Origin of the sequence: Acidovorax sp. SUPP3434, assembly GCF_030159015.1 — a bacterium.
Taxonomy (GTDB): Bacteria; Pseudomonadota; Gammaproteobacteria; order Burkholderiales; family Burkholderiaceae_C; genus Paracidovorax.
The window spans coordinates 185645-203607 of the sequence record NZ_BQXL01000007.1; the positions used below are offsets into that span (position 1 = coordinate 185645).

The 17963-nt window shown below is 64.0% G+C and carries 16 protein-coding genes and 2 tRNA genes; 17 read left to right on the top strand and 1 reads right to left on the bottom strand.

Annotated elements, in window-relative coordinates; genetic code table 11:
• Window positions 1–25 precede the first annotated feature (25 nt).
• From AVKW3434_RS13510 to AVKW3434_RS13575, 14 genes are all read left to right on the top strand, one after another.
• Window positions 26–1909 (top strand): dipeptide ABC transporter ATP-binding protein, encoded by a 1884-nt coding sequence (locus AVKW3434_RS13510; RefSeq protein ID WP_284406251.1) that lies wholly within the window; start codon window positions 26–28, stop codon window positions 1907–1909.
• Window positions 1910–2006: 97 nt separating this feature from the next.
• Window positions 2007–3545, top strand: coding sequence for a glutathione ABC transporter substrate-binding protein GsiB (gene gsiB, locus AVKW3434_RS13515; protein WP_284406252.1), 1539 nt, complete (start codon window positions 2007–2009; stop codon window positions 3543–3545).
• A gap of 92 nt (window positions 3546–3637) precedes the next feature.
• Complete coding sequence (gene gsiC / locus AVKW3434_RS13520) at window positions 3638–4558, top strand: glutathione ABC transporter permease GsiC (protein ID WP_272568664.1); 921 nt, start codon at window positions 3638–3640, stop codon at window positions 4556–4558.
• A gap of 43 nt (window positions 4559–4601) precedes the next feature.
• A complete protein-coding gene (gene gsiD / locus AVKW3434_RS13525; RefSeq protein ID WP_284406253.1) occupies window positions 4602–5540 on the top strand; it encodes a glutathione ABC transporter permease GsiD in 939 nt (312 codons plus the stop codon).
• Complete coding sequence (locus AVKW3434_RS13530) at window positions 5537–6625, top strand: P1 family peptidase (protein WP_284406254.1); 1089 nt, start codon at window positions 5537–5539, stop codon at window positions 6623–6625. Before gsiD ends, AVKW3434_RS13530 begins: the two co-directional genes overlap by 4 nt.
• A gap of 10 nt (window positions 6626–6635) precedes the next feature.
• A complete protein-coding gene (locus tag AVKW3434_RS13535) occupies window positions 6636–7454 on the top strand; it encodes a M55 family metallopeptidase (RefSeq protein ID WP_284406255.1) in 819 nt (272 codons plus the stop codon).
• The gene (locus AVKW3434_RS13540; RefSeq protein WP_284406256.1) at window positions 7451–8218 is read left to right on the top strand and encodes an aspartate/glutamate racemase family protein; all 768 of its coding nucleotides are present in this window, start codon (window positions 7451–7453) and stop codon (window positions 8216–8218) included. The genes AVKW3434_RS13535 and AVKW3434_RS13540 overlap by 4 nt, the downstream gene beginning before the upstream one ends.
• A 61-nt stretch (window positions 8219–8279) precedes the next feature.
• Entirely contained in the window at window positions 8280–10328 is a 2049-nt protein-coding gene (gene uvrC / locus AVKW3434_RS13545) for an excinuclease ABC subunit UvrC (RefSeq protein WP_284406257.1), read from the top strand.
• A 54-nt stretch (window positions 10329–10382) separates the two neighbouring features.
• Window positions 10383–10952, top strand: a complete 570-nt coding sequence (gene pgsA / locus AVKW3434_RS13550; RefSeq protein ID WP_284406258.1) for a CDP-diacylglycerol--glycerol-3-phosphate 3-phosphatidyltransferase — start codon at window positions 10383–10385, stop codon at window positions 10950–10952.
• A gap of 349 nt (window positions 10953–11301) precedes the next feature.
• The gene (locus AVKW3434_RS13555; protein WP_007858657.1) at window positions 11302–11574 is read left to right on the top strand and encodes an HU family DNA-binding protein; all 273 of its coding nucleotides are present in this window, start codon (window positions 11302–11304) and stop codon (window positions 11572–11574) included.
• A gap of 18 nt (window positions 11575–11592) precedes the next feature.
• A tRNA-Val gene (locus AVKW3434_RS13560) sits at window positions 11593–11668 on the top strand.
• A gap of 59 nt (window positions 11669–11727) precedes the next feature.
• Window positions 11728–13650: a SurA N-terminal domain-containing protein gene (locus AVKW3434_RS13565; protein ID WP_284406259.1), complete on the top strand. Its 1923-nt coding sequence runs from the start codon at window positions 11728–11730 to the stop codon at window positions 13648–13650.
• A gap of 51 nt (window positions 13651–13701) precedes the next feature.
• Window positions 13702–13777, top strand: a tRNA-His gene (locus tag AVKW3434_RS13570).
• 150 nt (window positions 13778–13927) lie between these two features.
• On the top strand, window positions 13928–14170 hold the full coding sequence (locus tag AVKW3434_RS13575; RefSeq protein ID WP_284406260.1) for a hypothetical protein: 243 nt from the start codon (window positions 13928–13930) through the stop codon (window positions 14168–14170).
• Window positions 14171–14269: 99 nt separating this feature from the next.
• Here AVKW3434_RS13575 and ygfZ read toward each other — a convergent pair whose 3' ends face one another.
• Entirely contained in the window at window positions 14270–15187 is a 918-nt protein-coding gene (gene ygfZ / locus AVKW3434_RS13580; RefSeq protein ID WP_284406261.1) for a CAF17-like 4Fe-4S cluster assembly/insertion protein YgfZ, read from the bottom strand.
• 46 nt (window positions 15188–15233) lie between these two features.
• Between ygfZ and mltG the strand changes: the two genes are divergently transcribed.
• The 3 genes from mltG to AVKW3434_RS13595 are packed head-to-tail and all read left to right on the top strand — an operon-like array spanning window position 15234 to window position 17946.
• The gene (gene mltG, locus AVKW3434_RS13585) at window positions 15234–16235 is read left to right on the top strand and encodes an endolytic transglycosylase MltG (RefSeq protein WP_284406262.1); all 1002 of its coding nucleotides are present in this window, start codon (window positions 15234–15236) and stop codon (window positions 16233–16235) included.
• Between the two features lie 29 nt (window positions 16236–16264).
• Window positions 16265–16945: a dTMP kinase gene (gene tmk / locus AVKW3434_RS13590; protein WP_284406263.1), complete on the top strand. Its 681-nt coding sequence runs from the start codon at window positions 16265–16267 to the stop codon at window positions 16943–16945.
• Window positions 16942–17946 carry a DNA polymerase III delta subunit-related protein gene (locus tag AVKW3434_RS13595; protein ID WP_284406264.1) on the top strand — a complete coding sequence of 335 codons (1005 nt, stop codon included), beginning with the start codon at window positions 16942–16944 and terminating at the stop codon, window positions 17944–17946. Before tmk ends, AVKW3434_RS13595 begins: the two co-directional genes overlap by 4 nt.
• Window positions 17947–17963: the final 17 nt, after the last annotated feature.

Genomic DNA, 17963 nt, shown 5'->3' on the forward strand with positions numbered 1-17963 from the left:
CCGAATTTCCTATCCCTGTCCTGCCATGACCCCAACCCCTTCGAGCGCGACGACCTCCCTGGCCCTTGCAGAGCAGCGCGTGCTGGCCGTGGACGATCTGACGGTCCGCTTTGCCAATTCCGAGCGCACGGTGGACGCCGTGCGCAACCTGTCCTTCCACGTGGACCGGGGCGAAACGCTGGCCATCGTGGGCGAGTCGGGCTCGGGCAAGTCCGTCACTTCGCTGGCGCTGATGCGGCTGGTCGAGCATGGCGGCGGAAAGATCGTGGGCGGCTCCATCGCGCTGCGCCGCAGCAGCGGCCAGGTGCTGGACATGCGCCGCGCCAGCAACGCCACCCTGCAGTCGGTGCGCGGCGCCGACGTGGCCATGATCTTCCAGGAGCCCATGACCTCGCTGAACCCCGTCTTCACTGCCGGCGAGCAGATCGCGGAGTCCATTCGCTACCACCAGGGCAAGGACCGGGCGGCGGCGCGCGCCGAGGCCCTGCGCATGCTGGAGCTGGTGCGCATTCCCGAGGCGCGCAACGTGCTCGACCGGTTTCCGCACCAGCTGTCCGGCGGCATGCGCCAGCGCGTGATGATCGCCATGGCGCTGTCGTGCAAGCCGCAACTGCTGATCGCCGACGAGCCCACCACCGCGCTGGACGTGACCATCCAGGCGCAGATCCTGCAGTTGATCCGCCAGCTGCAGGAAGAGATGCGCATGGGCGTGATCTTCATCACCCACGACATGGGCGTGGTGGCCGAGGTGGCCGACCGCGTGCTGGTCATGTACCGCGGCGACAAGGTGGAAGAGGGCCCTTCCGCCCAGATCTTCGCCGCCCCGCAGCATGCCTACACGCAGGCGCTGCTGTCGGCCGTGCCCAAGCTGGGCGCCATGCAGGGCACCGACCTGCCGCGGCATTTCGAACTGCTGCGACCTTCCGGCGATGCCGCCACGGCGCCAGTCCTGCAATCCACCCCGGTGGATACGCGCCCCGCAGGGGCCCAGCCCATCCTGCGCGTGAAAGACCTGGTGACGCGTTTCGACCTGCGCTCGGGGCTGTTCAACCGCGTCAAGCGCCGGGTGCACGCGGTGGAGAAGGTGAGCTTCGATCTCTATCCGGGCGAGACGCTGGCGCTGGTGGGCGAATCCGGCTGCGGCAAGTCCACCACGGGCCGCTCGCTGCTGCGTCTGGTGGACAGCCAGAGCGGTGCCATCGAGTTCGGTGGGCGCAACATCCTGGACCTGCCCACGAGCGAGGTCCAGGCGCTGCGCCGCGACATCCAGTTCATTTTCCAAGACCCGTTCGCCTCCCTCGACCCGCGCCTGACCGTCGGCTTTTCGATCATGGAGCCGCTGCTGGTGCACAAGGTGGCCAGCGGCCGGCAGGCGCAGGAGCGCGTGGACTGGCTGCTGGAAAAGGTGGGGCTGCCGCGCGACTACGCGCAGCGCTACCCGCACGAGTTCTCGGGCGGCCAGCGCCAGCGCATCGCCATCGCACGGGCGCTGGCCCTCAACCCCAAGGTGGTGGTGGCGGACGAATCCGTGTCGGCACTGGATGTGTCCATCCAGGCGCAGATCGTCAACCTGATGCTGGACCTGCAGCGCGAACTGGGGGTGGCGTTTCTTTTCATCTCGCACGACATGGCCGTCGTCGAGCGCATCAGCCACCGCGTGGCGGTGATGTTCCTCGGCCAGATCGTGGAGATCGGACCGCGCCGCGCGATCTTCGAGAACCCGCAGCACGCCTATACCAAAAAGCTCATGTCCGCCGTGCCCGTCGCCGACCCGGCGCGCCGGCACCTCAGGCGCACGCTGCTGGAGGGGGACATTCCCAGCCCCATCCGCGCGGTGGGCGACGAGCCCGTGGTGCTGCCGATGGTGCAGGTGGGACCCGGCCATTTCGTGGCGCCGCAAGGGGGGTGACGTTTCCAACTCAGATCGACCTTCAGCGCTTGCCTGACAAGCGAAAGCAGCTATCCATTTTGAAAACCCCTGATCTTTTCCACACCGGAGTTCACCCATGAAGAAAGCTTCCACCCGCCGCATCGCCTTCAGCCTGCTGGCCCTGGCCATGTCCGGCCCCGCACTGGCCGCCGGCAACGCCGTGCTGGCCATCTACCAGCAGCCCGAGACGCTCGACCCCTACAACACCAACACGACCATCACCACGGCCGTGACCAAGAGTTTCTACGAAGGCCTGTTCGCGTTCGACAAGGACATGAAGGTCAAGAACGTGCTGGCCGAGAGCTACGAAGTGTCGAACGACGGCCTCGTCTATACCTTCAAGCTGCGCTCGGGCGTCAAGTTCCACGACGGCACCGACTTCAACGCCGCCGCGGCCAAGGCCACCCTCGACCGCGTGATGAACCCCGAGAATCGCCTGCTGCGCGCCAACCAGTTCAACCGCGTCGCCAAGGTCGAGGCCGTGAACCCGACCACGCTGCGCATCACGCTCAAGGAGCCCTTCGGCCCCTTCATCAATGCGCTGGCCCATGCCTCGGCCGCGATGATCTCGCCCGCCGCGCTGGCCAAGTGGGGCAGCAAGGACATCGCCTTCCACCCCGTGGGCACCGGCCCGTTCGAGTTCGTCGAATGGAAGCAGACCGAGGCCATCGTGGGCAAGAAGTTCGCGGGCTACTGGAAGAAGGGCTATCCCAAGGTCGATCAGGTCACCTGGAAGCCTGTGATCGAGAACAACACCCGCGCCGCCATGCTGCAGACGGGCGAGGCCGACTTCGCCTTCACGCTGCCCTATGAGCAGATCGCCACGCTCAAGAAAAGCGACAAGGTCACGGTGGTGTCCGCGCCGTCGATCATCCAGCGCTTCCTCACCTTCAACATGCTGCAAAAGCCGTATGACAACCCCAAGGTGCGCGAAGCCATCGGCTACGCCATCAACAAGGAAGCGCTGGCCAAGGTGGCCTTCAACGGCCATGCCTTCCCGGCCCAGGGCTTCGTGCCGCAGGGTGTGGAATACGCGGTGAAGATGCAGCCCATTCCCTACAACGTGGCCAAGGCCAAGGAACTGCTAAAGGAAGCGGGCTACCCCAACGGTTTCGAATCCGTGCTGTGGAGCGGCTACAACAACACCACCAGCCAGAAGGTGATCCAGTTCATCCAGCAGCAGTTGCAGCAGGTCGGCATCAAGGTGTCGGTGCAGGCGCTGGAGCCCGGCCAGCGCGCCGAGCAGGTGGATTCATGGCCCGATCCCAAGACCGCCAAGGTGCGCCTGTACTACATCGGCTGGTCTTCCTCCACCGGCGAGGCCGACTGGGCGCTGCGCCCCCTGTTCTCCACGGAGTCCTGGGCGCCGAAGCTGGCGAACTACGCCTTCTATAGCAACCCCGTGGTGGACGAGTCCATCGCCAAGGCGCTGCTGACCACCAACGGCGCCGAGCGCGAAGCGCTCTACAAGACCGCGCAGGAGCAGCTCGCCAAGGACCTGCCGCGCATCCCGCTGGTGACGGAGGACGTGCTGTACGCCCACGCCAAGCGCCTGTCCGGCGTGCACGTGATGCCCGACGGCAACATCAACAGCGACGAGATCGACCTGAAGTAACAGGCGAAAAGAGCCCCGCACGCTGATCTGGTGTGCGTGGGCTGCTGTTGTTTTCATAACAAACACATTGCTGCACGCGCAGCGCTGCACCCATGCTGAACTACTTTCTCAAACGACTGCTGGGACTCTTGCCCACGCTGCTGATCGTGGCTGTGCTGGTGTTCCTGTTCGTCCACATGCTGCCCGGCGACCCCGCGCGCCTGGCGGCGGGGCAGGACGCCGACGAGGCCGCCGTCGCGGTAGTGCGCCACGACCTGGGCCTGGACAGGCCGCTGCCCGAGCAGTTCGTGCACTTCTTCACGCGCATGGTGCAGGGCGACTTCGGCAAGTCCATCCGCACTGGCCGCACGGTGGCGGCCGAGATCGGCGAGCGCTTCATGCCCACGCTGGCGCTCACGGTCACCAGCATGGTCTGGGCAGTCATCTTCGGCATGGGCATCGGCATCATCTCGGCCGTGTATCGCAATCAATGGCCCGACCGGCTGGGCATGACGCTGGCGGTGTCGGGCATCTCGTTTCCCGCGTTCGCGCTGGGCATGGTGCTGATGCAGGTGTTCTCGGTCAACCTGGGCTGGCTGCCCACGGTGGGGGCGACAAGCTGGCAGCACTACATCCTGCCCTCCATCACGCTGGGGGCCGCCGTCGCCGCGGTGATGGCGCGCTTCACCCGGGCCTCGTTCGTCGAGGTGGTGCAGGAAGACTTCGTGCGCACGGCGCGCGCCAAGGGGCTCAACGAGCGCCTCGTGATCCTGAAGCATTGCCTGCGCAATGCGCTCATTCCCGTCATCACCATGATGGGGCTGCAGTTCGGCTTCTTGCTGGGCGGCTCCATCGTGGTGGAGGCCGTCTTCAACTGGCCGGGCCTGGGTCGCCTGCTGGTGGATGCCGTGACCATGCGGGACTACCCCGTGATCCAGACGCTGGTGCTGCTGTTCTCGCTGGAGTTCATCCTCATCAATCTCGTGGTGGACATGCTCTACGGCTTCATCAATCCCACCATCCGCTACAAGTGACCACGGCGGCCTGCATCCCATTCCACGAACACGAAGAGACGGTATGACCACGCCTTCCATTCCCACGCTCCCCGATGCCGCGCAACTGGCGGCCGCCTCGGTGGCGCCTGCCGCTGCCAGTTCCGGCGCGGTCCGCACGCCCTGGCGCGAGTTCTGGCGCAAGTTCAAGAAGCAGCGCGTGGCCATGGTGGCGCTGGCTTTCGTGCTGCTGCTGGTGCTGGTGGCCGTGCTGGCACCGGTCCTGGTGCCTTACGACCCCGAAGGCTTTTTCGATTACGAAAGGCTGAACGAACTGCCATCGGCCGTCCACTGGTTCGGCGTGGACCCGCTGGGGCGCGACATCTTCAGCCGCATCCTGATGGGCGCGCGAATCTCGCTGGCGGCGGGATTCCTGTCGGTGCTCATCGGCTGCCTGATCGGCACGACCCTCGGTCTGCTGGCCGGGTACTACGAGGGATGGTGGGACCGCGTGGTGATGCGCATCTCGGACGTGCTGTTCGCCTTCCCCGGCATCTTGCTGGCGCTCGGCGTGGTGGCCATCCTGGGCAGCAACATGACAAACGTCATCGTGGCCGTGGCGGTGTTCAGCGTGCCGGCCTTCGCGCGGCTGGTGCGCGGCAACACGCTGGTGCTCAAGCAGATGACCTACATCGAATCGGCGCGCAGCATCGGTGCGTCGGACTGGACCATCATCGTGCGGCACATCCTGCCGGGCACGATCTCTTCGATCGTCGTGTACTTCACGATGCGCGTGGGCACCTCGATCATCACGGCTGCCAGCCTGTCGTTTCTGGGCATGGGCGCGCAGCCGCCCACGCCGGAATGGGGCGCCATGCTCAACGAGGCCCGTGCGGACATGGTGAACGCACCGCACGTGGCGCTGTTCCCTAGCCTGGCCATTTTCCTGACCGTGCTCGCCTTCAATCTGCTGGGGGACGGCTTGCGCGATGCCCTCGACCCGAAGATCGACCGGCAGTCATGAGACCGTCTTCGACAGGCATCACGGCGGCATTGGTGCCGCCACGCATCGGCAACCTGCTGGCCGGGCCGCTCGATGCCATCACCGACGTGGCGGGCGTGACCGTGGGGCATGCGACGCGCGATGACGGTCCGGTGCAGACCGGCGTCACCGTGATCCATCCGCATGGGTTGGACCCCTATCGCCACAAGGTGCCGGCCGGTGCGGCGGTGATCAATGGCTTCGGCAAGAGCGTGGGCCTGGTGCAGTTGGCGGAGCTGGGGCAACTGGAGACGCCCATCGCGTTGACCAACACCTTCTCCGTCAGTGCCATGGCCCAGGCGCAGATCCGCCAATGCATCGAGGCCAATCCGGAGACGGGCAGGGCGTTGCCCACGGTCAATCCGCTGGTGCTGGAGTGCAATGACGGTTTTTTGAACGACATCCAGCGCATGGCCCTGGACGGAGGCGACTACCTGGCGGCGTGCAGCAACGCCGGCGCGCGCTTTGCACAGGGTTCGGTGGGCGCGGGGCGGGGTATGTCGAGTTTCCAGCTGAAAGGCGGCATCGGCACGGCGTCGCGCCGGGTGCCGCTGCGCCAGGGGGGCATCTGCACGGTCGGCGCACTGGTGCTGGCCAACTACGGGCTGCTTCCGAACCTGGTGTGGGGCGGCAAGGCCATCGGTGCCGAAGTGGCCACCCTGCTGGACGACAGAGCGCGCGCGCAGTCTGCGGAGACCGAACGCGGCTCCATCATCATGGTGCTCGCCACCGATGCGCCTCTGGATGCCCGCCAACTGAACCGCCTAGCCCTGCGCGCGGGCGCAGGACTGGCCCGCACCGGCTCGGTCTACGGCCATGGCAGCGGCGACATCGCCCTGGCGTTCTCCACGGGCTACACCGTGCCGCATCTGGCGGACCAACCCATGCCGGCCACGCCGATGCTGCACGAAACCTTGCTGGACGGCCTGTTCCAGGCAGCGGCCGACAGCGTGGAGCAGGCCATCGTCCATGCCCTGTGGCATGCCACGCCCGTCACCGGCCGGAATGGGCACCACCGCCCCGCATTGCGCGGGTTGCTGCCCTGTCTGCCCGCATCGATTTCTTGAAGACCCCTCCATGAAAATTCTCATTTCCGTCGATATCGAAGGCGTCGCGGGCGTCTACCACCCCGAGCAGGTGCGGCCCGGCAATCCCGAATACGAGCGCGCGCGGCGCCTGATGGCGGCCGAGGCCAACGCGGCGATCGCAGGCGCCTTCGATGCCGGGGCCTCCGAGGTCTACGTGAACGATTCGCACGGCGGTTTCCGGAACATGCCGCCGGATCTGCTGGACGAGCGGGCGCAGGCTATCCAGGGCAAGCCCCGCTACCTGAGCATGGTGGCGGGCGTGGAACTGGGCATGGACGGCGTGTGCCTCATCGGCTATCACTCCCGAGCCCAGGGGCGCGGCATTCTGGCCCACACCATCAACAGCTTCGCCTTCGCGCGCATCGCCTTCAACGGCCAGGAACTGGGCGAGGCGGGGATCTATGGCGCCCTGGCAGGCGCCTATGGGGCACCGGTGATCATGGGATCGGGTGACGACGTGTTCATCGCGGAAACCCAGCCGCTGTTTCCCCAGGCCCGGTTCGTGCAGACCAAGCGGGCGACGGGCCAGACGAGCGGCATCAGCCTGTCGCCGGCGCAGTCCTGCGTGGCCATCCGGGCGGGCGTGGCGGCAGCGGTGCAGGATTGCGCTGCCGTTCCGCCTTTTCGCATCGAGGGCGAGATTCTGGTGGACGTGCAGGCCCAGACGCCTGCCCTGGCCGATCTGTTTTGCCAGTGGCCCACGCTGGAGCGCGTGGCCTCCGATGCCGTGCGCTTTCAGGCACCCGACACCGAGTCGGCCGTGCGAATGGTCAATTGCCTGTCGGCCATGTCGAGCATGCTGCGATGACCGGCGAACCGCATTCTTTTGGCACGCCCGCGAAGGTCGGCATCCTGGCCGGCATGGGACCGGCGGCAGGCGTGGATTTCGCCCGCCTGTTTCTCAAGGCGTCCGAGCGCTGGTTGCAGGACCATGGCCTGGCGGTTCAGGACCAGGCATTCCCCGAGCACTGGATGGCACAGGTCCCGGTGGCGGACCGGTCCCGCGCGCTCAGCGATGCAAACGCACCGCAGCCATTGGACGAAATGGCGCGGGTGCTGCAGCAACTTTCGGCCGTGGGCGCCCGCGCCGTGGCCATCTCGTGCAATACCGCGCACGCCTGGCACGCTGCGCTGCAGGAGCGGGTGCCGTCCGTGGACCTGCTGCACATCGCGCGGGAGACTGCCGCCGAATTGCAGCGGCGGGGCATCCGCCAAGTGGCGCTGCTGGCCACGCAAGGCACCTACGGCATGGGCCTGTACGACACCGTCATGGCGGCCCATGGCATCGAATGCGTGATTCCCGATCCCTCCGAGCGTGAAGAACTCATGCAGGGCATCTACCAAGGGGTCAAGGCCGGCAACCTGGCGTTGGCGCAGGCATGTTTCACGCGCGTGGGCAGGCAATTGCGTGGGCGCCATGGCGATGGCATCGCCCTGATCATGGCCTGCACCGAAATTCCGCTGGCCTTGCCCCAGGCTCCGGAAGCGCAAGGTTGGACATTGATCGATCCTTCCGAAATCCTGGCCATGGCGCTGGCCCGCAAGGCCTACGAAGGGCACGCCGGGCACTGATCCGGCAGGGCTTGGCCGTTGCGGCATGCGATGGGGCGCAGAGACTGGCCACAATAGCGCCATGTCCGATGTGCATTCCCCCGAACTCCTCGCGCAGGTGGCCGCGCTGCCGCCCCTGCCGGGTGTCTACCGTTACTTTGATGCGCAAGGCGCCTTGCTCTACGTGGGCAAGGCACGCAACCTCAAGAAGCGCGTCTCCAGCTACTTCACCAAGACCCATGGCGGTACACGGATCGGCCACATGGTGGGCCGGATCGTCCGGCTGGAAACCACGGTGGTGCGCTCCGAGGCCGAGGCACTGCTGCTGGAAAACAACCTCATCAAGTCGCTGAATCCGAAATACAACATTCTGTTTCGGGACGACAAGAGCTATCCCTATCTCAAGATCACCGGTGTGGCTGGCAAGGACGGCACCGGCGAGGCGCCAAGCCAGCTTTTCCCGCGCATGGCCTACTACCGCGGCGCCATCGACAAGCGTCACCGCTACTTCGGTCCCTACCCGGGGGCATGGGCAGTCAAGGAAACCATCTTGCTGTTGCAGAAGGTGTTTCGCCTGCGCACCTGCGAAGACACGGTGTTTGCCAACCGCACCCGGCCCTGCCTGCTGTACCAGATCAAGCGCTGTACAGGGCCCTGCGTGGATTTGATCTCACCCCAGGCCTACGCGAGCGATCTCGCGCATGCGGAAGCCATGCTGCGGGGCGAGACGCAAGAGCTGCTGAGATCGATGGAGGCCCGCATGATGGAGCATTCCGGCCGCCTCGAGTTCGAGCAGGCAGCCGATGTACGCAACCAGATCACCGCGCTGTCGCGCGTGCTGCACCAGCAGGCCATCGAAACCGTGTCCGACAAGGATGTGGACATTCTGGCCGTGAAGGTGCTGGGCGGGCGCGCCTGCGTGAATCTCGCCATGGTGCGGGGAGGTCGGCACCTGGGCGACCGGGCGTACTTTCCCGTGCACGTGGAAGACGCTGCGGCCGTGTTCCAGGCAGAGGAGGGCGCGGACGACGCCGAGCCCCCAGGTGAGGCCGCCTCCATTGAAGGCGGGCAGGGGGGGGAATTGGCTGGCGCCGCGGTGGATGAAGGAAAGTCGGCTCAGGCCGTGCGTCCTGCGCTGGCGCGTTCCGTCGAGGCGCAGGTGCTGGAGGCCTTCATCGCGCAGCATTACATCGGCGTGCCGGTGCCCCCTGCGCTCATCGTGAGCCAGCCGGTCGATCGCGCACTGATCGATGCGCTGTCTCAACAGACCGGTGTGCGTGTGACGGCGGTGCACCAGCCGCGGGAGCAGCGCCGCGCCTGGCTGGACATGGCCCAGAAAAATGCAGACATCCAGCTGGCCCGCCTGCTCGCCGAAGAGGGCTCGCAGCAGGCACGCACCCGGGCCCTTGCCGAGGCGCTGGACCTGAGCGAAGAGGAGCTCGATACCCTCACGATCGAGTGCTTCGACATCTCGCACACGGCAGGCGAGTCCACCCAGGCGTCTTGCGTGGTGTTCCACCACCACAAAATGCAGAGCAGCGAGTACCGGCGTTTCAAGATCGAAGGCATCACGGGCGGAGACGACTATGCGGCCATGCGGCAGGTGCTCATGCGCCGCTACAGCAAGGTCGCGGAAGCACAGCGCGAGGCCGGGGGCGCGGAGCCCGCGCCAGGTCAGGCCCGGTTGCCCGACCTGGTGCTGGTGGACGGCGGCAAGGGGCAGGTGAGCATGGCGCGCGAGGTGTTCACCGAACTCGGCCTGGACCTCAGCCGCATCGTCGGCGTTGAAAAAGGCGAGGGCCGAAAGGTGGGGCTGGAAGAACTGGTGTTTGCCGATGGGCGTGAAAAGGTCTACCTGGGCCGGGACTCTGCTGCCTTGATGCTGGTCGCTCAGATCCGCGACGAGGCGCACCGCTTCGCCATTACCGGCATGCGGGCGGCGCGGGCCAAGGTGCGTGTGGGCGGGGGGCAACTGGAAGAGATTCCGGGCGTGGGGCCGAAGAAGCGGGCGCGGCTGCTTCAGCGGTTCGGCGGCGTGCGCGGGGTCGCAGCGGCCAGCGTGGAGGACCTGATCACGGTGGAGGGCATTTCGCGCGATCTGGCCGAGGAGATCTATCGCGCGCTGCGTTGACTGGATTGGCCTCGTTCGGCGATGGTGGCCGAACGGACATGACACAATCGCCGCATGTTCCTGACCATCCCCACCATCATGACCTGGACGCGCATCGTCGCGATACCTTTGATCGTGGGGGTGTTCTACGCGCCACTGGAGCCGACCACGCGCAACCTCATCGCGACGGTGATGTTCGTGATCTTCGCCGCGACGGACTGGCTGGATGGCTATCTGGCGCGCAAGCTCAACCAGACCTCGTCGTTCGGCGCCTTCCTCGACCCGGTGGCAGACAAGTTCCTGGTCTGTGCTTCCTTGCTCGTGCTCGTGCATCTGCAGCGGGCCGATGTCTTCGTTGCCATGATCATCATCGGGCGAGAAATCGCGATCTCGGCACTGCGCGAGTGGATGGCGCAAATCGGCGCGTCGCGCAGCGTGGCCGTGCACATGCTCGGCAAGGTCAAGACCACGGTGCAGATGATCGCGATTCCTTTTCTGTTGTACGACGGGCGGCTGTTCGGCGTTGTGGACACGGGCGTCTGGGGCACATGGCTGATCTGGATTGCCGCGGTGCTCACCGTGTGGTCGATGGTGTATTACCTTCAAAAGGCGCTTCCGGAAATTCGCGCTCGGGTCAAGAAATGATGGGACATCGCAGCGCGCATCGACGGGTGGTGCGAGCATTGAAATTCCGCCCAGCAGATTGTCAATACGGGATGTGCCTATGGGCGCAACGCCCCTGAGAAAAAGCCTTTGGAAGCCCCGGCCCGCTTCACAAATGCGTCTAGAATTCGCTGCTACGCTGCCGTAAAACGGCGCACTGTATTGACACCCGGAAAGTCGATGGCTTTAATCTGACACAGCAGAATCTGCCCCAGTGTCAGCCCTTCCCCGCCTGCTTGATGTGCCGTTTCGTTGCGGTCGGGCACGGCGCGTGTCGGAGGGCCAGATTTGCAAAAGACATTCCATCCACTCTTTTCCCGAGAGGCTTCTTGTGAATAAAACCGAACTGATTGAGCACATTGCTAACAACGCCGACATCTCCAAGGCTGCAGCAGCGCGAGCGCTGGAGTCCACGATCGAGGCGGTCAAGAAGACCCTGAAGAAGGGCGGTACGGTGTCTCTCGTCGGTTTTGGTACTTTTGCCGTGGGCAAGCGCGCTGCGCGCACCGGCCGTAATCCCCGTACGGGCGATACGATTAAGATCAAGGCTGCTAAAGTCCCGAAGTTCCGTCCAGGCAAGGCATTGAAGGATGCTCTGAACTGATGGTTTCTGTTTAAGGTGGGGTGCTTAGCTCAGTTGGTAGAGCGGCGCCCTTACAAGGCGTAGGTCGGCGGTTCGACCCCGTCAGCACCCACCACCGAACAAAAAGGCGAACGCGAGTTCGCCTTTTCTTTTGTCGCCACTGAAAGATCGCACATGTTCGAATCCATCCGCAAGCACTCCAAGATCGTGATGTTCTTGCTGTTCTTGCTGATCATTCCGTCTTTTGTCCTTGTCGGCATCGACCGCAGCTACTTCTCCAGCAAGAGCCCGGTGGTCTCACGCGTCGATGGCCACGACATCACGCAGGACGAATGGGACAACGCCCATCGCGCTGAAACGGACCGCATTCGCGCGCAATCTCCCACGGTGGATGCCAAGCTGCTCGACACGCCTCAGGCGCGTTATGCGACCTTGGAGCGGATGGTGCGGGATCGTGTTTTGCAGACCGCCGCGCAGAAGATGCACCTGATCGCCAGTGACGCGCAGCTGGCCCGCACTTTGCAGGGCATTCCCGCCATCGCGAATCTCAGGCGCCCGGATGGCACGCTGGATGCGGAGGCCTATCGCGCCATCGTGGGAGCGCAGGGACTGACGCCGGAAGGTTTTGAAGCCAATGTGCGCCGTGACATCTCCGTGAATCAGGTGATGTCGGGTGTGCTGGGTTCGGCTTTCAGCAGCAACGCGCAATCTCAGCTGGCGCTGGATGCGTTGTATCAGCGGCGCGAAATCCAGATCGCGCGCTTCAATGCCGCTGACTTCGCCACCAAGGTCACGCCTTCGGATGCCGATCTGGAGGCTTATTACACATCGCACGCAGCATCTTTCCAGCAGTCCGAGCAGGCCAACATCGAGTATGTGGTGCTGGACACGAATGCAGTGCAGTCCAGCATCGTCGTGAACGAAGAAGACCTGCGCACCTACTACAAGCAAAATCTGGAACGCTTGGCTGGCAAGGAAGAGCGCCGCGCCAGCCACATCCTGATCAATGCGAGCAAGGATGCCCCTGCTGCCGATCGCGAAAAAGCCAAGGCACGTGCCACCGAACTGCTGGAGCAGGTTCGCAAGGCCCCTGGCACGTTCGCGGAATTGGCCAAGAAATACTCGCAAGATACCGGCTCCGCAGCCTCCGGCGGAGATCTGGATTTCTTCGCCCGCGGTGCGATGGTCAAACCTTTCGAGGATGTCGCCTTCTCCATGAAGAAGGGCGAAATCAGCAACGTGGTGGAGTCTGACTTCGGCTATCACATCATTTTGTTGACCGACATCAAGGCACCCAAGCAACCCAGCTTCGAGCAATTGCGCCCCACGCTGGAGACAGAGCTGAAGCAGCAGCAAGCCCAACGCAAGTTTGCGGAAGTGGCCGAAGCCTTCACCAATGGAGTGTACGAACAGGCAGACGGTTTGCAATCCGTCGCAGACAAGCTCAAGCTCAAGGTGCAGACCGCCAACGGCGTGACGCGCACGCCCGCTCCCGGGGCGCAGGGGCCTTTGGCCAATCAGCGCTTCCTGGAAGCGCTGTTCTCCCCGGATTCGCTCGAGCACAAGCGGAACACGGAAGCCATCGAAACCGGGCCCAGCGCCCTGGTGGCAGGGCGAATCACGTCGTATACGCCTGCGCGTGCATTGCCGCTGCAAGATGTTCGTGCCCGCGTGAAGGATTTGTACGTGGCTGAGAAGTCTGCGGAAATGGCTCGCAAGGAAGGCGAAGCCAAGCTTGCGGCCTGGAAGTCTGCGCCTGCATCGGCCACAGGCCTCGCGCCTGCGCTCACCATCTCTCGAGACCAGCCGCAGAATCTGCCTCGGCCTGTGATCGATGCCGCGCTGCAGTCCAATGTGGATGCTTTGCCTTCATGGACTGGCGTTAGCCTGGGTGCCCAGGGCTATGCCGTGGTGAAGGTCAACCGCTTGATGCCACGTCCTGCGCCTGATGAAGCAGCAAGCCGTCAACAGCACCAGCAGTATGCGCAGGCGGCCGGTTCTGCAGAAGCCTTGGCCTATTACGAAGTGCTGAAAGACCGTTTCAAGGTGCAGTTCAAGGTGCCTCGCCCGGTGGCTGCGCCTGTTCTGGAAAATTGATGGGCGTTTCTTCAGATAGCGATTGATTTATGGGTATAATTTGAGTCTGCGGTGGCTGTAGCTCAGTTGGTAGAGTCCAGGATTGTGATTCCTGTTGTCGTGGGTTCGAGCCCCATCAGCCACCCCAAGTCATCAAAAGCGCTGCAATCGAAAGATTGCAGCGCTTTTTTCTTATGCGCGTGGTGTTTACTAATTTCAGTTAGATCATGAATTGAGCACGGCTTGGCGTTGTACAAGGCCAAGCCGCCTACAAGAACAATGAGGCCACCTGCTCAGAATGGGAAAAATTCTGAAAGGGCTGGAAATGCATGAGAAGCACGCGCAAGAGACAGTTTTTGGGGTGGCCGACGGAGCCACTTACACGGCCGAGTTGTGCCTGAGCAAGGCAGGGCGTTACTACTTCGCGCAGATCCAAGTAGACGGCCATAACTTGCCTCTACCCGATGGCCATTGGCCTAACCGCGACGAAGCCATGGTCGCACTCTCCGATTTTGCTTCCGGTGCGCGCAAGCCGGATTAACCGCAGGTGGAAAGTACTACGAGAAGGTGATTTAGCTCGCCGAAGGGGCGAAATCAAGCATGCAAGAGGCCTGCACGAATCTTCATGCAGGTCTTCAGTTCAGATGTCTTCCAGCAAAGCATAAGGCAGCGTGCCTAACGCAAGGGGCACTCCCTCAGCGCCGCCTGCGCGCAGCGATTCGCCTGTGGAGGCGATTTGGAGGGACACCAGGGCATCCACGCCTCCATCTGGAGACGCTGCTGTTTGCACCACCACACCGCAAGGTTGTTCGCTGTCGCTGGCGGCGAACACCTCCAATCCGACGGCAATGGGTTGGGCTGCGTGGGCGAGATACGTGCGTCGTTTCAACGTGCCACGGAATTGACTGCGAGCCACGATCTCCTGGCCGGGATAGCAGCCCTTCTTGAAATTCACGCCCCCGATGGATTCGTAGTTCAACATTTGAGGCACGAACAAATCCACGAGGGGCGCTGTCAGGGTTGTCACGCCGCTCTGGACTTCGCTCCACTCCCACAATCCGGGCGCGAGAAAATTCCCGACCGGCGCAGGTGCGGTGGACGGTGCCACCCACAGTGCGCGCGGCTGACCCACTGCCGGATACAGATGCACCACAGTGGCGACGTCCCGCTCGGCTTTGGACCACGGTAAAGGTGGCTCACCCGCTGTCAGCGTAGTCACCGCATCCCCTGCCAAGCCATACAGGGCGAAATCTGCCGTGGCATCGCTCAACCGGGCCTTGGCACGCAGCACGAACATGGACAGCCGTTTGAGCGTGGGAGCGAGCAAGTCGCCACTGCAAATCAACAGCACTTCCGTGGCGCTGCGCTTGAAGCCGATGAAGCTGGCCTGCACCCGTCCCTTGGCGGAAAGGAATGCGGCCAATCGGGCCTGATCCATGCCCAGCAGCGCGAAATCCTGGGTGAGCTGGCCATGCAGGAATTTCGCTGCATCTTCCCCTTCCACGCGAATCACGCCGAGGTGGGGCAGGGGGGCTATGCCATTCAAGGGATAAGTCATGGCTGAATTATGATGCCCGGTTCCTTTCCTACAGGCTGCCAAGGTTGTGCGTCGTTTTTTCGCGTTGTTGCTAGTCATTGTTTGCTCCGCGGCTGCGGCAGCGGTGTGGTGGTTGCACCAGCCCATGTCCGTTCGCAGCGGCGTGTCCTCCGCGCAACCGCTGGAGTTGGCGATCGAGCCGGGCACCACGCCCCGCGGTGTCGTGCGTGATGTGGTCGCCGCCGGTGTCGACGCCGATCCCCGTCTGCTCTACGCTTGGTTTCGCCTGTCCGGCCAGGACCGCCTGATCAAAGCCGGGAACTACGAAATTCCGACAGGTACCACCCCACGCGAGCTGCTGCAAAAACTCGTGCGTGGGGAAGAGGCTCTGCGCGCCGTGACCCTGGTAGAGGGATGGACCTTTCGGCAGGTCCGCCAGGCGCTGGCACGGGAAGACCAGTTGAAGCCCGATACCAAAGGCCTCGCTGACGACGCCATCATGGCGCGCCTCGAGCGCCCCGGCGTGCCTGCGGAGGGCCGCTTTTTCCCCGATACCTATACCTATGCCAAAGGCAGCAGCGATTTGTCCGTGCTTCGCCGGGCGATGCATGCCATGGACCGGCGCCTGGAGGCGGCTTGGGCGCAACGTGCGGCGGACACCCCTTTGCGAAGCGCCGACGAAGCCCTCACCCTGGCGAGCATCGTGGAAAAGGAAACAGGCCGTTCTTCGGACCGCGCACAGATCGCGGGCGTCTTCAGCAACCGACTGAAGGCGGGCATGCTGCTTCAAACCGATCCCACCGTGATTTACGGCCTGGGTGAAAAATTCGACGGCAACCTGCGCCGGCGTGACCTGCTTGCGGACACGCCCTGGAACACCTACACCCGTCCCGGCCTTCCCCCGACGCCCATCGCGATGCCGGGCAAAGCCTCGCTCATCGCTGCAGTCCAGCCCGAGAAGACCAGCGCCTTGTATTTCGTTGCCCGAGGCGATGGGACCAGCCAGTTCAGCCCGACCCTCGATGAGCACAACCGTGCCGTCAACCGCTACCAGCGGGGGCAGCCTTGACCATGCCCCAACACGGCAGAAAGTCCACCATGGAGCCCGCGGGCCGGTTCATCACATTCGAAGGCATCGACGGTGCGGGCAAGTCATCGCACATCGACACCTTGGCTGCGGCCTTTCGGCGCCTGGGCGAGACCGTCACGGTCACCCGGGAACCCGGTGGCACGCCGCTGGCGGAAAAGATTCGCGCGCTTTTGCTGAATGACGCCATGGACGCTCTCACGGAGTCGCTGCTGGTGTTCGCGGGTCGCCGCGACCACCTGCGCTGCGTGATCGAGCCTGCATTGGCAAGGGGCGAGGTGGTGCTGTGCGACCGCTTCACGGATGCCACTTTCGCGTATCAGGGCGGCGGACGCGGCTTCGATGCGAAGGTGCTATCTATTTTGGAGCGCATCACTCAATCAGGTATTGCGCTGGAGCCTGAAAAAATGCGCGATCCTGATCTAACGATCTGGTTCGATCTTCCTCCGGAGATGGCCGCTGCACGCCTGGCCGATGCGCGTGCTCCCGATCGCTTCGAATCGCAGCCTGCCGAGTTTTTTGGCCGGGTGCGGCAGGGTTATGCCGAGCGCGCCTCGGCGGCGCCGCAGCGCTTCGTGCGCCTGGACGCAGGACAGCCCCGGGATGCGGTGTGGTCGCAATTGACGGGCTCGCTTGTTCAGCGAGGCTGGCTGCAGGCGGGCACTTCAGACGTTGGCGCGAGTGCATCATGAGCCATCCTTCATTCATCGCTCCGTGGATCGCCGCACAACGCCAGACGCTGCTGGCACAGCGGGGTCATGCGTGGCTGCTGAGTGGCCCGTCTGGACTGGGCCAATATGCGTTGGCCATGGAGTTGGTACGGGCCTGGTTGTGCGATACGCCCAAAAATGATGGCGCATGTGGTCACTGCGGCAGTTGCCATGCGGTCGAGGTGAGAACGCATGCGGATCTTTGCGTACTCATGCCCGAAACGCAGATGATGGAGCGCGGCTGGCCATTGCCGGAGAAGGCGCAGTCTGAAATCGACGACAAGAAGCGCAAGGCCAGCCGCGAGATTCGAGTGGATGCCATGCGAGACGCCGTGCAGTTCGCGCAGCGTACTTCTGCCCGCGGGCGTGGCAAGGCTGTGCTCGTGTACCCCGCAGAGCAGATGAATAACGTCACGGCCAATGCGTTGCTCAAGACGCTGGAGGAGCCGGCAGGCGACGTGCGATTTGTGCTGGCCACCGAGGCGGCGCACCAATTGCTGCCCACCATCCGAAGCCGCTGCCTGGGGCACACGATGCAATGGCCCGCCGAATTCGACATGGTGAATTGGCTGGTTCATCAAGGTTTGGAATCCGAAGCCGCCAGCGCATTTTTGCGGGCGTGTGGTGGTCGTCCCGATGACGCACTGAGCTTGGCCCGTGCCGGGCGCAGCCCGCAATCGTGGTCGCAACTGCCCAAGGCGGTCGCCAGGGGTGATGTCACGGTGTTGGCCGATGCGTCTCCTGCCCAGGCGGTGGACGCGTTGCAGAAACTTTGCCATGACCTGATGGCGTGCCGGGTCGGCGCGGCGCCACGCTACTTTGCAGTGGCGGACCTGCCGGCGCCGCCGGGCCTCGGGCCATTGAGCCGTTGGGCGAAGGCTTTGGCAAAAGAGGCACGTACCGCCGATCACCCCTTCAATGCGGGGCTCATGCTGGAAGCGCTTGTTGCCCAGGCGCGAAACACCCTACACTCGCGCCATTGAAGAAGACGTCCCCAAGA